Origin of the sequence: Sphingobium sp. TA15, assembly GCF_037101235.1 — a bacterium.
Lineage (GTDB): Bacteria > Pseudomonadota > Alphaproteobacteria > Sphingomonadales > Sphingomonadaceae > Sphingobium > Sphingobium indicum.
Map to the genome: position 1 here is coordinate 2867501 of NZ_AP025355.1, position 12790 is coordinate 2880290.

The 12790-nt window shown below is 65.8% G+C and carries 13 protein-coding genes, 1 tRNA gene and 2 rRNA genes (1 of these 16 only partly in view); 6 read left to right on the top strand and 10 right to left on the bottom strand.

The features are described from left to right. The 3 genes from Sj15T_RS14165 to Sj15T_RS14175 all read left to right on the top strand — a co-directional run. A 23S ribosomal RNA gene (locus tag Sj15T_RS14165) occupies window positions 1-749 on the top strand (it extends 2047 nt beyond the left edge of the window). Between the two features lie 142 nt (window positions 750-891). After that, a 5S ribosomal RNA gene (gene rrf, locus Sj15T_RS14170) occupies window positions 892-1006 on the top strand. 65 nt (window positions 1007-1071) lie between these two features. Next, window positions 1072-1148 (top strand) — tRNA-Met (locus Sj15T_RS14175). Between the two features lie 275 nt (window positions 1149-1423). Here the strand turns inward: Sj15T_RS14175 and pgeF are convergent. Then, entirely contained in the window at window positions 1424-2185 is a 762-nt protein-coding gene (gene pgeF, locus Sj15T_RS14180) for a peptidoglycan editing factor PgeF (RefSeq protein ID WP_013038739.1), read from the bottom strand. A 165-nt stretch (window positions 2186-2350) separates the two neighbouring features. Here pgeF and Sj15T_RS14185 point away from each other — a divergent pair, with 165 nt between their 5' ends. Next, window positions 2351-3967 carry an amino acid permease gene (locus Sj15T_RS14185; RefSeq protein ID WP_013038740.1) on the top strand — a complete coding sequence of 539 codons (1617 nt, stop codon included), beginning with the start codon at window positions 2351-2353 and terminating at the stop codon, window positions 3965-3967. A gap of 32 nt (window positions 3968-3999) precedes the next feature. Here the strand turns inward: Sj15T_RS14185 and Sj15T_RS14190 are convergent, their stop codons facing one another. After that, window positions 4000-5274 carry a multidrug effflux MFS transporter gene (locus Sj15T_RS14190; protein WP_013038741.1) on the bottom strand — a complete coding sequence of 425 codons (1275 nt, stop codon included), beginning with the start codon at window positions 5272-5274 and terminating at the stop codon, window positions 4000-4002. 239 nt (window positions 5275-5513) lie between these two features. Here Sj15T_RS14190 and Sj15T_RS14195 point away from each other — a divergent pair, with 239 nt between their 5' ends. After that, window positions 5514-5810 carry an SEL1-like repeat protein gene (locus Sj15T_RS14195; RefSeq protein WP_013038742.1) on the top strand — a complete coding sequence of 99 codons (297 nt, stop codon included), beginning with the start codon at window positions 5514-5516 and terminating at the stop codon, window positions 5808-5810. A 64-nt stretch (window positions 5811-5874) separates the two neighbouring features. On the opposite strand, the gene Sj15T_RS14200 is transcribed toward Sj15T_RS14195, so the two are convergent. From Sj15T_RS14200 to Sj15T_RS14225, 6 genes are all read right to left on the bottom strand, one after another. After that, a protein-coding gene (locus tag Sj15T_RS14200; RefSeq protein ID WP_148225516.1) for an IS630 family transposase occupies window positions 5875-6817 on the bottom strand; the annotation gives its coding sequence in 2 pieces (ribosomal slippage) (window positions 5875-6480 and window positions 6482-6817; 942 coding nt in all). 90 nt (window positions 6818-6907) lie between these two features. Beyond that, entirely contained in the window at window positions 6908-8053 is a 1146-nt protein-coding gene (locus Sj15T_RS14205; RefSeq protein WP_041385595.1) for a GNAT family N-acetyltransferase, read from the bottom strand. After that, a complete protein-coding gene (locus Sj15T_RS14210) occupies window positions 8046-8771 on the bottom strand; it encodes a glycerophosphodiester phosphodiesterase family protein (RefSeq protein WP_013038746.1) in 726 nt (241 codons plus the stop codon). The genes Sj15T_RS14205 and Sj15T_RS14210 overlap by 8 nt, the downstream gene beginning before the upstream one ends. Then, window positions 8755-9216, bottom strand: a complete 462-nt coding sequence (locus Sj15T_RS14215) for a RidA family protein (protein WP_007687391.1) — start codon at window positions 9214-9216, stop codon at window positions 8755-8757. The genes Sj15T_RS14210 and Sj15T_RS14215 overlap by 17 nt, the downstream gene beginning before the upstream one ends. Then, window positions 9213-9884: a hypothetical protein gene (locus tag Sj15T_RS14220; RefSeq protein ID WP_007687389.1), complete on the bottom strand. Its 672-nt coding sequence runs from the start codon at window positions 9882-9884 to the stop codon at window positions 9213-9215. Before Sj15T_RS14220 ends, Sj15T_RS14215 begins: the two co-directional genes overlap by 4 nt. After that, window positions 9881-10177: a DUF3572 domain-containing protein gene (locus Sj15T_RS14225; RefSeq protein WP_013038747.1), complete on the bottom strand. Its 297-nt coding sequence runs from the start codon at window positions 10175-10177 to the stop codon at window positions 9881-9883. The genes Sj15T_RS14220 and Sj15T_RS14225 overlap by 4 nt, the downstream gene beginning before the upstream one ends. 78 nt (window positions 10178-10255) lie before the next feature. On the opposite strand from Sj15T_RS14225, the gene Sj15T_RS14230 reads away from it, so the two are divergent. Then, window positions 10256-10618 (top strand): response regulator, encoded by a 363-nt coding sequence (locus Sj15T_RS14230; protein ID WP_013038748.1) that lies wholly within the window; start codon window positions 10256-10258, stop codon window positions 10616-10618. 41 nt (window positions 10619-10659) lie between these two features. On the opposite strand, the gene Sj15T_RS14235 is transcribed toward Sj15T_RS14230, so the two are convergent. Then, window positions 10660-11457 carry an inositol monophosphatase family protein gene (locus Sj15T_RS14235; RefSeq protein ID WP_007687384.1) on the bottom strand — a complete coding sequence of 266 codons (798 nt, stop codon included), beginning with the start codon at window positions 11455-11457 and terminating at the stop codon, window positions 10660-10662. After that, window positions 11444-12790 (bottom strand): TldD/PmbA family protein, encoded by a 1347-nt coding sequence (locus Sj15T_RS14240; protein ID WP_013038749.1) that lies wholly within the window; start codon window positions 12788-12790, stop codon window positions 11444-11446. Before Sj15T_RS14240 ends, Sj15T_RS14235 begins: the two co-directional genes overlap by 14 nt.

A 12790-nucleotide genomic window follows, 5' to 3' on the forward strand; every position in this document is an offset into this window, starting at 1 on the left:
AGCCGGGACGCCAGTTCCGGTGGAGCCATAGGTGAAATACCACCCTGTTGTTTTCTGATGTCTAACCTCGCACCGTCATCCGGTGCAGGGACCCTCTGTGGCGGGTAGTTTGACTGGGGCGGTCGCCTCCTAAAGAGTAACGGAGGCGCGCGATGGTGGGCTCAGGACGGTTGGAAACCGTCTGTTAGAGTGCAATGGCATAAGCCCGCCTGACTGCGAGACTGACAAGTCGAGCAGAGACGAAAGTCGGTCATAGTGATCCGGTGGTCCCTCGTGGAAGGGCCATCGCTCAACGGATAAAAGGTACGCCGGGGATAACAGGCTGATGATTCCCAAGAGCTCATATCGACGGAATCGTTTGGCACCTCGATGTCGGCTCATCACATCCTGGGGCTGGAGCAGGTCCCAAGGGTTTGGCTGTTCGCCAATTAAAGTGGTACGTGAGCTGGGTTCAGAACGTCGCGAGACAGTTTGGTCCCTATCTGCCGTGGGCGTCGAAATTTGAGAGGAGTTGACCCTAGTACGAGAGGACCGGGTTGAACATGCCTCTGGTGTACCTGTCGTCCTGCCAAGGGCGCAGCAGGGTAGCTATGCATGGACGGGATAACCGCTGAAAGCATCTAAGCGGGAAGCCTCCCTCAAGATAAGATTTCTTCGAGCGGTCGTAGACCACGACCTTGATAGGCCGGATGTGGAAGTGCGGTAACGCATGGAGCTAACCGGTCCTAATTGCTCTGTTCGCGCTTGAATGCTTCTCCAAAGAAGCGAGTCCCACCATCAATGACAACACTGGAATAAACCAGCGTCAAAGATGTGGTGATCACCCTCATGCCAGACATCATTGCCTCAAGTGCACGGCACCGATTAAAACCCGAAGCGCAAGCTCTATTGCTTGGTGACCATAGCGTCTGTGACCCACCCGATCCCTTCCCGAACTCGGACGTGAAACCAGTCTGCGCCAATGGTACTGTGGCTCAAGCCCCGGAAGAGTAGGTCGTCGCCAGGCATTATAGCTCGCGCTCCATTAAACCCATTCGCAATAAATGCGGCCTCCGCAGCGATCTCTAGTGTCGCGGGATGGAGCAGCCCGGTAGCTCGTCAGGCTCATAACCTGAAGGTCGTAGGTTCAAATCCTACTCCCGCAACCAGAGGCCGCAATTCACTTCACAAAGCTTCAGAACCTGCCCAGGCAGAAAGCATCCCGTCACGCCGGTCCTTCGGATCGACGATGAGCAGGATCGTTTCTCGCTGCATGCGGATCAGCGCCATATCCTTCCCATGGAGGGCTTTCCAAGCGGTCGAAACGGATCGCTGGCTAGGAAATCGCGGAAAACAAAGAAATTGGAGCGGCGATCTGATCAATCAGATCAACACCCGCTTCAATATGGCTCCGCCGCGGCATGACGACGGCTTGCGCCGCTTCCTAATCCCGCAAAGCGATCATCGAAATCTGCCGGCCATAATCGGCTTCCCCCCGATGGCAGGAGCGCCGATAGCTGTAAAAGCGATCCGGCTGGCTATAGGTATCTTCATCCAGCAGTTCGATCTGGCCGATCCCCGCGCCCGCGAGCCGCGCAGCCACATAGGCGGCAATGTCGAATTGGCAATGCCCTTCCCGTCCTGCCGAGAAGAAGCGATCATTCTCCGCATCCGCCGCTGCGAAGCGTTCCGCGAAATCCAGCGTCACCTCATAGGAGGAACGCCCGATGCACGGCCCGATCGCGCAGGCGATCCGGTCGCGCCCAGCGCCCAGCGCCTCCATCGCGCCGATCGTCCGGTCCGTGACTCCGCCCAGGGCGCCTTTCCACCCCGCATGCGCCGCACCGATGACGCCGGCCGAAGCATCGGCAAACAGCACAGGCACGCAATCGGCGGTGAGTATTCCCAAAATCAGTCCAGAGCGATTCGTCACCATGGCGTCTGCCGCCGGCCGTTCGTCAGCGGCGATGGGCGCCGTGACCGTGACCGCATCGGGCGAGTGCACCTGATGCACCGTCACCAGCGTCGCGCCGGGGAGCAAGGCGTCGCGCGCCAGATCCCGGTTGCGCAGAACCGCGTCCCGCTCATCCTCCGACCCCAGCCCGACGTTCAGGCCCGCATGAACCCCTGTCGAAACGCCGCCGCGCCGTCCCGCAAACCCGTGCAGGACATCCCCTAAACCTGCCGCCCGCAGCAATTCAACCACGCTTCGCTCCTCAACATCGTCATGGGAACCGCTTTTGGACCATGTCCTGAATGCGCAACATACTTGCGCGCTGCGGATTAGGCGATAGTCTCCGTTTCATCATAAAAGGGGAGCGGCCGCAACGGTCGCCTCGGGCAAAAGACTTCAAAGATAAAGGGCTCCACCATGATCTTCGGGCGCATAAAGCCATTGGACGCCATATTGGCCACGGCCGAGAAGAAATCTCTCGTCCGTACCCTGGGGCCGGTTCAACTGACGCTATTGGGTGTCGGCGCGATCATCGGCACCGGCATCTTCGTCCTGACCGCCGCCGCCGCGCAAAAGGCCGGACCGGGCATGATGTGGAGCTTCGTGATCGCGGGGGCCGTCTGCGCCTTCGCCGCGCTCTGCTATTCCGAGATCGCGTCGATGGTGCCCGTATCGGGTTCCGCCTATACCTATACCTATGCGGTGGTCGGCGAATTGCTCGCCTGGATGGTGGGATGGGCGCTCATCCTGGAATATGCGGTCGCGGCCAGCGCCGTTTCGGTCGGCTGGTCAGGCTATTTCATGGGATTGCTCAAAAGCATAACCGGGCTTGAGCTGCCGCAGGCGCTTTCGGCGGGGCCGGTGTGGACGATGAACGGCCTGGTCCCGCATGCCGACATCACCCATGGCCTCATCAACATTCCCGCCATCGTCATCGCCCTGGCGGTCACCGCCCTGCTGGTGATCGGCACCACGGAAAGCGCCCGCGTCAACGCCGTGCTCGTCGCCATCAAGGTGACAGCGCTCACCGCCTTCATCCTTCTGACCCTCCCCGTGCTCGACACCGGCAATTTCTCGCCTTTCGCGCCCAATGGCTGGTTCGGGCCGGAAGGCGCCAGCGGCATGGGCATCGTCGGCGCCGCCGCCTCGATCTTCTTCGCCTATGTCGGCTTCGACGCCGTGTCGACCGCGGCGGAGGAAACCAAGAACCCGCAGCGCAACGTGCCCATCGGCCTGATCGGCAGCCTGGCGCTCTGCACCGTCTTCTACCTGCTGGTGGCGGGCGGCGCGATCGGCGCGATCGGCGCGCAGCCGGTGCTTGGCCCCGACGGTTCTGTCGTCGCGCCCGGATCGCAGGGCTTCGCCGCCGCCTGCGCGACCGCCGCCCATGCCCAGGACCTCGTCTGCTCCAACGAAGCGCTTGCCCATGTGCTGCGCGAGATCAACTGGACGGTCGTGGGCAATGCCCTGGGCCTTGCCGCCAACCTGGCGCTGCCGTCGGTCATCCTGATGATGATGTTCGGCCAGACCCGCATCTTCTTCGTGATGGCGCGCGACGGCCTGCTGCCCGAAAAGCTCGCCAGCATCCATCCCCGTTTCAAGACGCCCCATGTCGTCACCATGGTGACGGGCGTCTTCGTCGCCATCGGCGCCGCTCTGCTGCCCGTGGGCCAGCTTGCGGACATCTCCAATTCCGGCACGCTGTTCGCCTTCTTCATGGTGTCCATCGCCGTGCTGGTGTTGCGCGTGAAGGAACCGGGCCGCGCCCGTCCGTTCCGCACCCCCCTGGTGTGGGTGATCGCGCCCATGGCGGCCTTCGGCTGCGTCTTCCTCTTCTTCAACCTGCCGTTCGATGCCCAGCTCGTCCTGCCGATCTGGGGCGGAATCGGCCTCGTTCTCTATTTCATCTACGGCTATCGCAAGAGCCATGTGGGGCGCGGACTGGTCGAAACCCATGAACAGGATGCCGGCATTCCGCCCCAGCCCGTGCCGCCGATGCCGGGTGCGCATACGCCGGGCGGACGGGACGCCTGATCGACGAAGGGGGCGGCCACACCGCCCCCTTTTCAGTGCAGCGGCTCGAATTCCGGATCGCGCAGCGCGCCATGATGGGGGCGCGTGAACAAATTGCCCCGTTCCGCCCAGGCGACGATCAGGAAGGAGACGGAGCCGAACACCGCCAGCCCCAATGTCAGCGGCAGTGTCGTCCCGTTGAAGGCCTGGCCGATCAGGCTGCCCAGCGCGCTCGACACCGCCGTGGTCAGAAAGGCCTGGAAGGAGGATGCGACGCCGGCGCCTTTCGCGAAGGGCTCCATCGAAATCGCGCTGAAATTCGACGCGGTGAAGGCGATGGTCATCATCGTCGCCGCCTGCAGGATCATGAAGCTGACGATGGTTTCATGCCCCGCCAGGATCACCGCCAGATGCACGACATTGATCGATACCAGGCACAGCAGCGCCGTCTGGCTCAGCCGCCGGGCGCCGAAGCGGGAGACGAGCCGGCTGTTGAGCAGGCTGCCGACACCCATGCTGCCGGCCATGGCCGCGAAGGCGAAGGGAAAAATCCCCTGCGCCCCGAATATGTCGAAGAAGATCTGCTGCACCGACAGGATGAAGCCGATCAGGCCGCTCATCACGACGCCGCTCGCCAGCATATAGCCGATGGACGTGCGCGTGCGGACGATGGTGCCGACCGTGCGGAAGATCGTCCCCGCGCTCATCCGCAGGCGATTTTCGGGCAGCAGCGTTTCCGGAAGCCTCATCCCCATCCACAACAGGATCAGCGTCGCCAGGATCGCCAGCGCCCAGAATATCCATCGCCAGGGCGCGATCCACAGGATCGCCTGGCCGAAAGTCGGCGCCATGACCGGGATCAGCATGAACACGGCGAAGATCAGCGACATCACCCGGGCCATCGCGTCGCCCCGGAACCGATCGCGGACGATGCCGACGGTGATCACCCGGCTGGCGCCCGCGAAGAAGCCGGCGCAGGCCCGGGCGGCCAGCATCATGGCAAAGCTGTGCGCGCCCGCGCAGGCGATGGAGGAAAGGATGAACAGCGCCATCGCGCCGCCCAGCACCCGTTTCCGCCCATAGCGGTCCGAAAGCACGCCGAACAGCAGCGATCCGACGCCCAGTCCCAAGAAGTAGACGCTGATGATCAATTGCCGGTCATTGGGGTGCGGCACCGAAAGATCCCGGCCGATGTCGGGCAAGGCAGGCAGCATGGGATCGATCGACAGCGCGTTCATCGCCATCAGGCAGGCGCACAGCATCACGAATTCGCGGAATGCCATGTCCCGTTTCGGCTGTGCTGCGGCGGTGTCGGGATGTTCGGTCATGCCGGTCGCTATGCGGATAATCCAACGGCCGCGCCACCCCCCTAGGGCGTTTTGCGGATGAAGGAATCGTCTGTCGGACCGGAAACGCGGCGAGACGAGGAACCGGCGCATTCGATCCGCGGTCGGACCGCCCCGCACGCACATGGTATCTGCTGCGTTAACCATTTTTTATCCGGTGCCGGTGCAGCCTGCCGATCGTCGAAAACCATCAAGTCGAAATCCATGAGGGGGATTCGGTTATGGCCAATGGACTGAAGAGCGCGCAGTTTCTGATGGAAAGCCGGTACGCGGGAGCGGCGGGCGGAACCGCAGAGGCCTGTTTCGATCTGGGCGTCGCCTATAGCTGCGGCACGGGCGGCCTGCCCGTCGACCTGATCGAGGCGCATAAATGGTTCAATCTCGCCGCGCTCAAGGGCAGCGAGGAAGGGCAGACGATGCGCGCGGAAGTGGCCGGGGAAATGTCGGCGCGCGAAATCGCCGAGGCGCAGCGGCAGGCGCGCGCGCTGATGGCCGCGACGCAATTGCGCGCCGCCTGAACAGAGCGATTTCCACGCGATCGAAACCCGTCCTGGAGGGGCGCAACCTTAGAGCGTGATCATCTTAGATTGAAGCGTATCCGGAGTTTCTGAGGTAGTTGGCGCATTCTGTTGGCGGGAAGTCATCCAGTAGAGAACCGATGCGCCTCCATGTTGCCTCGACCGAGCGCATTTCAGCTTTTCGGAGCAGGGTTTTGAGTTTGGCGAAGACCTGTTCGATAGGATTGAGGTCCGGGCTGTAAGGCGGCAGGAACAGCAGCTTGGCGCCGACGGCTCTGATGGCTTGCCGGACGGCCTGGCCTTTGTGGCTGCCCAGATTGTCCATGATGACGATGTCCCCTGCCGAGAGGGTCGGAACGAGGAACTGCTCGACATAGGCGGTAAAGAGCTGGCCGTTGATCGGGCCATCGAGCACGCAAGGCGCGTCGATCCGGTCATGACGAAGCGCGGCCAGGAAGGTGAGCGTGCGCCACTTTCCGAACGGCGCTTTGGCGTAGAGCCGTTCCCCACGGCGCGACCGGCCATGGGTGCGGGTCATGTTGGTTTTGGCCCAGGTCTCATCGATGAAGACAAGGCGACGAGGATCAAGCCGACCCTGATACTTCTTCCACTGCATTCGCCGCCGCGCGATCTGCGGTCGGTCCTGCTCGCTGGCGAACAGGCTTTTTTTTGAACGACAATCCCTCGCGTTCGAGGAACAGCCACAAGGCGCCGTAGCTCGCCTTCACCCCGCGCTCGACCAACTCGGCAAGCAAGCCGCGCAAGGTCAAGTCCGGCTCGGCCGCAACGCGCGCCAGCAGCCAGTCCCGCTCGGGCAGCAACACCGGTTTGCGATGTCCGCCCAGCTTGCCCGGAGCCACCCCGCCAGTCCGCCGATGACGCTGCGACCAGCGCACCGCACTGGCTACGCTCACCCCAAACTGCGCCGCTGCACCGCGCGCCGACAGGCCAGACGCCATCGCCGCCACAACGCGCTCTCTCAGATCAATCGAATAGGCTCGGCTCATCCTTGCTGTCCTCCAAACCAGCCAGCAGGTTGAATCAGAAAATCTCGCGCCCTTGAAGCCCAATTCGATTCATTCAAACAAGATCACGATCTAGTCCGGCCGCGCCTCGCCCTTTCGAAAGGGCGTCCTTTCGGTCAGCCAGATCCGGTCGCGCTGCACGCCCTGCCGCTCTGCCGCCAGGAAATCGGCCACGGCGCGGCGGAAGCTGTCATTGGGGATGAAATGGGCCGAGAAGGTCGGCTCCGGCGCATAGCCGCGCGCCAGCTTGTGGCCGCCCTGCGCGCCGGCCTCCACTCGTTTCAGCCCGCGGGCGATGGCGATGTCGATCGCCTGATAATAGCATAGCTCGAAATGCAGGTTGGGCACGTCCTCGGTGCAGCCCCAATAGCGGCCGTACAGCGTATCCGCGCCGATCAGGTTGAGCGCGCCCGCGATCGGCTGCCCCTGCCGCAGCGCCAGCACCAGCAGCACCCGGTCGGCCATGCTCTCCCCCAGCAGGGAGAAGAAGGCGCGGGTCAGATAGGGCCGGCCCCATTTGCGCGCCCCGGTATCCTGATAGAAGGTCCAGAAAATATCCCAATGCGCCTCGGTCAGCGCCGGGCCGGTCAGGTGGACGATCTCCAGCCCCTCGACCGCCCGTTCGCGTTCCTTGCGGATATTCTTGCGCTTGGCGCTCGACAGGTCGGCCAGGAAATCGCTGAAATCGCGATAGCCGCGATTGGTCCAGTGGAACTGGCTGTCCTCCCGGATCAGCCAGCCCGCCGCCTCGAACAGCGGCACCTGCTCCGGCGCGACGAAGGTCGCATGGGCGGATGACAGCCCGTTCTGCTCCACCACCGCCTCTATCCCCGCGACCAGCGCCGGGGCCAGCGCCTCGTCGCGCAGCAGCAAGCGCGGCCCCGGCACCGGCGAAAAGGGGGAGGCGATCTGGATCTTCGGATAATATTGCCCGCCCGCCCGTTCCCAGGCGTCGGCCCAGCCATGGTCGAACACATATTCGCCCTGGCTGTGGGTCTTGCCGTAAAGCGGCGCGGCAGCGGCGATCCGCCCGTCCGGCCCGTCGATCACCAGCGGCAGGGGTTGCCAGCCGCTATGGCCGCCGACGCTGCCGGACCGTTCCAGCGCGGTCAGGAAATCCCAGCTCATGAAAGGATTGGCGTCCCCCGCGCAGGCGTCCCACTGGTCCCGCGGCAGTTCGGCCACGCCTTGGGCCAGGCGCGCCACGCACTCAGTCATGCGACCGCTCGAAGATGATCTGGTCGGCGTGCAGCGCGGCGCGGGCGCGCTCCTCCTCGCCGCGCACCGTCCATGTCAGCACGGGCAGGCCCCTCCGGCGGGCGCGGGCGGACAGGGAAGAAGGCAGGTCGCGAATGTCACAGGCGATAAAATCGGGTTTCGCCGCCCAAAGTGCAAGAGCGCGCCCGATCCTGCCGCGCCAGCCCCGCTTCCCCTGTTCGCTGATCACCAGCCCGCGCGCCACATTGGGCCGGCGGCGCCTGAACCAGCGCATCGCCGCGGGATTGAACGACATGACGGCTGCCGGCGTCTTGGGCCGCCGCGCCAGATCCTCGGCGACCGCCATGCAGATCGGCTGGACATGCCGCCCCTCCACCTTGATCTCGACAAGCAGCGGGACATCCGTCCCGCACAGGTCCAGCAGGGCGCGAAGACGGGGAACGCCGCCGCCGTCGGGCAGCATCAGCCGGTCTATCGCCCCGGCATCATGGTCCTGCACGGACCCATTTTCGCCCGTCATGCGGCGCAGCGCGGCGTCGTGGAAGATAATGGCGACGCCGTCGCGGCTCAGGCGCACGTCGCATTCGATGCCGAAACCGGCGGCGACGGCGGCCGCGAAGGCCGCCATGCCGTTTTCGCTGATCCGGCCCCCGTGCAGCCCGCGATGGGCGAAGGGGCGTTCGGTCAGGAAGGGGCGGGCGTCAGGCCGGGCGGACAAGGACGATCGCGTCGATCTCTACCGCCGCGCCCAGCGGCAGCACCGGAACCCCCACGGCGCTGCGGGCATGCTTGCCCGCCTCGCCGAAGACATCGACCATCAGTTCGGACGCGCCATTGGCGACCTTGGGCTGGTCGGTGAATTCGGGCGTGCTGCTGATGAAGGCGCCCAGCTTCACGATCCGCTCGACCCGGTCCAGGCTGCCCAGCGCCGCCTTCATCTGGGCGATCAAGTTCAGGCCGCAGGCGCGCGCCGCCTTGACGCCATAGTCCAGGTCGCGGTCCTCGCCCAGGCGGCCGGTCATCAACTGGCCGTCGGACAGCGAGATCTGGCCGGAGATATGCAGCAGGCCGTTCGCCTCCACCGCCGCGACATAGGCGGCGACCGGCGCGGCGGCGGCGGGAAGGGCGATGCCCAGTTCGGTCAGGCGGGCTTCGATGCTCATGCGGATGCTCCTTGGATGGTCGGGCTGCCCTGGGGCGCCGGGGTTTCAGGCGCCGGCCCTTCGGCCAGCCGGGCCGCGATCCAGGCTTCGGCGGCGGCCCAGTCGTCGATCCGGGCATGGGCCAGCGGCGCGACGGGGACGCTGGCGGCGATCTGCGGCTCGCCCACCATGTGCAGGCGCCAGACGCCGGGCGCATGGTCCGCCACGGATGCATGATGCTGCGCCAGATCGTCGATGAACAGGGCGACGCCGGGCTGGCGCTCCGCCAGGATGGCGGCCAGCGGTTCGCCCTTGCCTCCCTGGTTCCAGTGCACCGGCAGGTCGAGCCCGTGGGCGGCGAGTTGTTCGATGCGCTGGAGATGATGCCGTTCGGTGATGTTGGTCAGGACCACGATGTCGGCGATCCGGCCAAGGCGTCCCATGGCCTCCACCGCTCCGGCGATCGGCGTCTGGCGGTGCATCTGCGTCTCGAAAAAGCCCAGCAGCAGTTCCCAGACCAGCGCCCGCTCCACCGGCTGCCCGCTATCCTTGTGGCGCAGCGCCTCGCCGAAGCCGCGGTCGTGCATGTCGAAATGGATGTCATGGCTCTCGTCCAGCCATTCGCGAAAGGGAACGACCATGTGCAGCAGCACCTCGTCGCAATCGGTGATGATCAGGGGACGGTTCATGCGGCAAGACGCTCCTTTGCCGTTATCAGCGCTTCCGGGCTGCTGTCGATGCTTTCCGCGCAGGCGATCAGGTCCGGCTCATGATCGGCCAGGAAGCCCAGCACCGCGCCCAATATCGCCGGATCGGCCACCCCCGCCCTCAGCGCATCTGCGTCCAGCCCGGTCAGCGCCAGCAGCCGGTCGGCGCGGCGGTCGTCCGCCAGCGTCCAGGCCAGCGCCATCAGGGCCAGCACGGATGGCTCTCGGGTCTCGCTTCGACTATGCTGCTTGCCATGGTTAATGTCGGGACGCATGATTGATCTCAACGAAGGGCGGGCTTAGGGGGACGCACTTCCATTATGTTGGCGGATTTCTCCAAACGCGGGTGACTGGTGGCAAAGCGCGTGCTCGTTGTCGAGGACAACGAACTCAATCTCAAACTTTTTTGCGACCTGCTGCGCGCGCACGGGCACGATGTGCTGCCGCTGCGCGACGGGCGCGACCTGCTGGCCCAGGCGCGGGATTTCCATCCGGACCTGGTGATCACCGACATCCACCTGCCGCATGTCAGCGGGCTGGACCTCATCGTCTCGCTGAAACGGGACGCGCAATTGTCGCCCGTGCCGATCATGGCGGTCACCGCCTATGCCGGCCATGGCGATGAGGAGCGCATTCGGGAGGCCGGCGCGCAGGCCTATGTGTCGAAGCCGATTTCCGTGCTGCGCTTCGTGGAGCAGGTGAACGCCCTGCTTTGATGCGGCAAGGGCGGGTTTCCGGATAGGGCCGCCCGCCGCCCTTACCCCCGCCCCAATATCTTCCGCGCCCGCGGCGCCAGGCGTTCCGCGGCCGCCGCGTGAATCCCCGGCGCCGCGCACAGCAAGCCGAAGGCGGTCGGCTGCGGCCGGTTGAAGGAAAAGGGGTTGCTGAGCGCATCGGTGACGATGGCGCCGGCCTCCTGCGCGATCAGCGCGGCGGCGGCGACATCCCATTCATTGCCCCAGCGCACCGTGGCGACCAGATCGGCCTCGTCCGCCGCGACCATCGCCATGCGCAGCGCGATGCTGTTGGGCTTGTCCACGGTGACGAGATCGCGGTCATGGCGGGGAAGCTGGTCGGCGGGCACCCGCGAACCGCGCAGGATGGAACGCGATCCGGCCCGCAAGGTCCGCCCGTTGCGGGTCGCCCCCGCGCCCGCCTGCGCGATCCACAGCTCGTTCCGGGCGGGCGCCGCCAATATGCCGAAGCGGGCCTCGCCATGCTCCACCAGCGCCACCGAAACCGCCCAGCCTGGCCGCCCGCGCAGATAGTCCCGCGTGCCGTCGATGGGATCGACCACCCAGACGCGGGGCAGGTCCAGCCGGTGCACGGTGTCGGCCGTCTCCTCCGACAGCCATCCGGCGGAAGGATCGATGGCGTAGAGCCGCTCGCGCAGCATCGCGTCCAGTTCCAGATCGGCCTCGCACACCGGATGGCCGGGCACCTTTTCCCACTGGCGCACACGGGTCTGGCCGCCAGCCCAGAGCGTCAAGGCCCGGTCCGCGGCGTCCGACGCGGCCGTCACGACATCGCGCAGGGAGATGTCAGCCGCCGGCAACGGTCATCCCGTCGATGCGGATCGTCGGCACGTTCATGCCATAGCGGAAGGCGAGGTCGTTGGCCGGCGCCAGCGCGCGGAACATGTCCTTCAGATTGCCGGCGATGGTGATTTCCGACACCGCCCGGCCCACCGCGCCATTCTCGATCAGGAAGCCCGCCGCCCCCCGGCTGTAGTCGCCGGTGACGCCGTTGACGCCCATGCCGATCAGTTCGGTGACATAGAGGCCGCGCTTCACGTCGGCCATCAATTCGCCGGGCGACTGCCTGCCCGGCTCCATATGCACGTTGGTGACGCCCGCGCCGGGCGCGCCGCTGCCGCCCCGGCTGGCATGGCCGGTCGGCTGCAAGCCCAATTGCCGCGCCGAGGCGCTGTCCAGCAGCCAGCCGGTCAGCACGCCCCGGTCGATCAGGGCGCGCCGTTCCACGGGGAGGCCCTCGCCGTCGAAGGGGCGCGAACGCAGGCCGCGCAGGCGCAGCGGATCGTCGATGATGGTCACGCCGGAATCGAACAGCGCCTCGCCCAGCGATTCCAGCAGGAAGCTCGACCGCCGCGCAATCGCTGGACCCACCATGCCGCCGATCAGATGACCGACCAGGCTGGAGCCGATGCGCGGATCGAAGATGACCGGCATTACGCCGCTGCCGACCTTCACCGGGTTCAAGCGGGCCACGGCCCGTCGCCCGGCGCGGGTGCCGACCGCGTCGGCATCGTCCAGATCGGCGATATGGCGGACGCTGTGGCTGGCATGGTCGCGCTGCATATCGGCGCCGGTTCCGGCCAGCACGCTGGCCCAGGTCGAATGGCTGGTCCCGGCATAGGCCCCGGCGAAGCCGTGGCTGGTGGCGAGCGCCATCTGGCTCCGCCCCGTCGCCGCGCCGCCGCCCTCGCTGTTGGTGACGCCCGGCACCGCCCGCGCCGCCTCCTCCGCGATCATGGCGCGCTCCCTGAGCTGCGCGGGTTCCGGCTCGAACGGATCGGCCAGGTCAAGCGCGGGCAGCTTTTTCCTGAGCAGCCGGTCTTCGGGGGCAAGGCCCGCATAAGGGTCTTCGGGCGCCTGCCCCGCCATGGCGATGCAGCGGTCGACCAAAGTCGCCAATGTCGCGGGATTCATGTCCGACGCCGAAATGCTGGCGGATCGGCGGCCGATGAACACGCGCAGGCCGATCTCCTCGCCCTCCGACCGCTCCACATCCTCCAGCGCGCCCAGCCGTACCGACACGTTGGTCGACGCGTTGCAGGCATAGACGGCGTCGGCCGCATCCGCCCCCGCCCGGCGCGCCGCCGCCACCAGATCCTGCGCGCGGGACTGGGCTTCTTCTAGGCTGAGCAT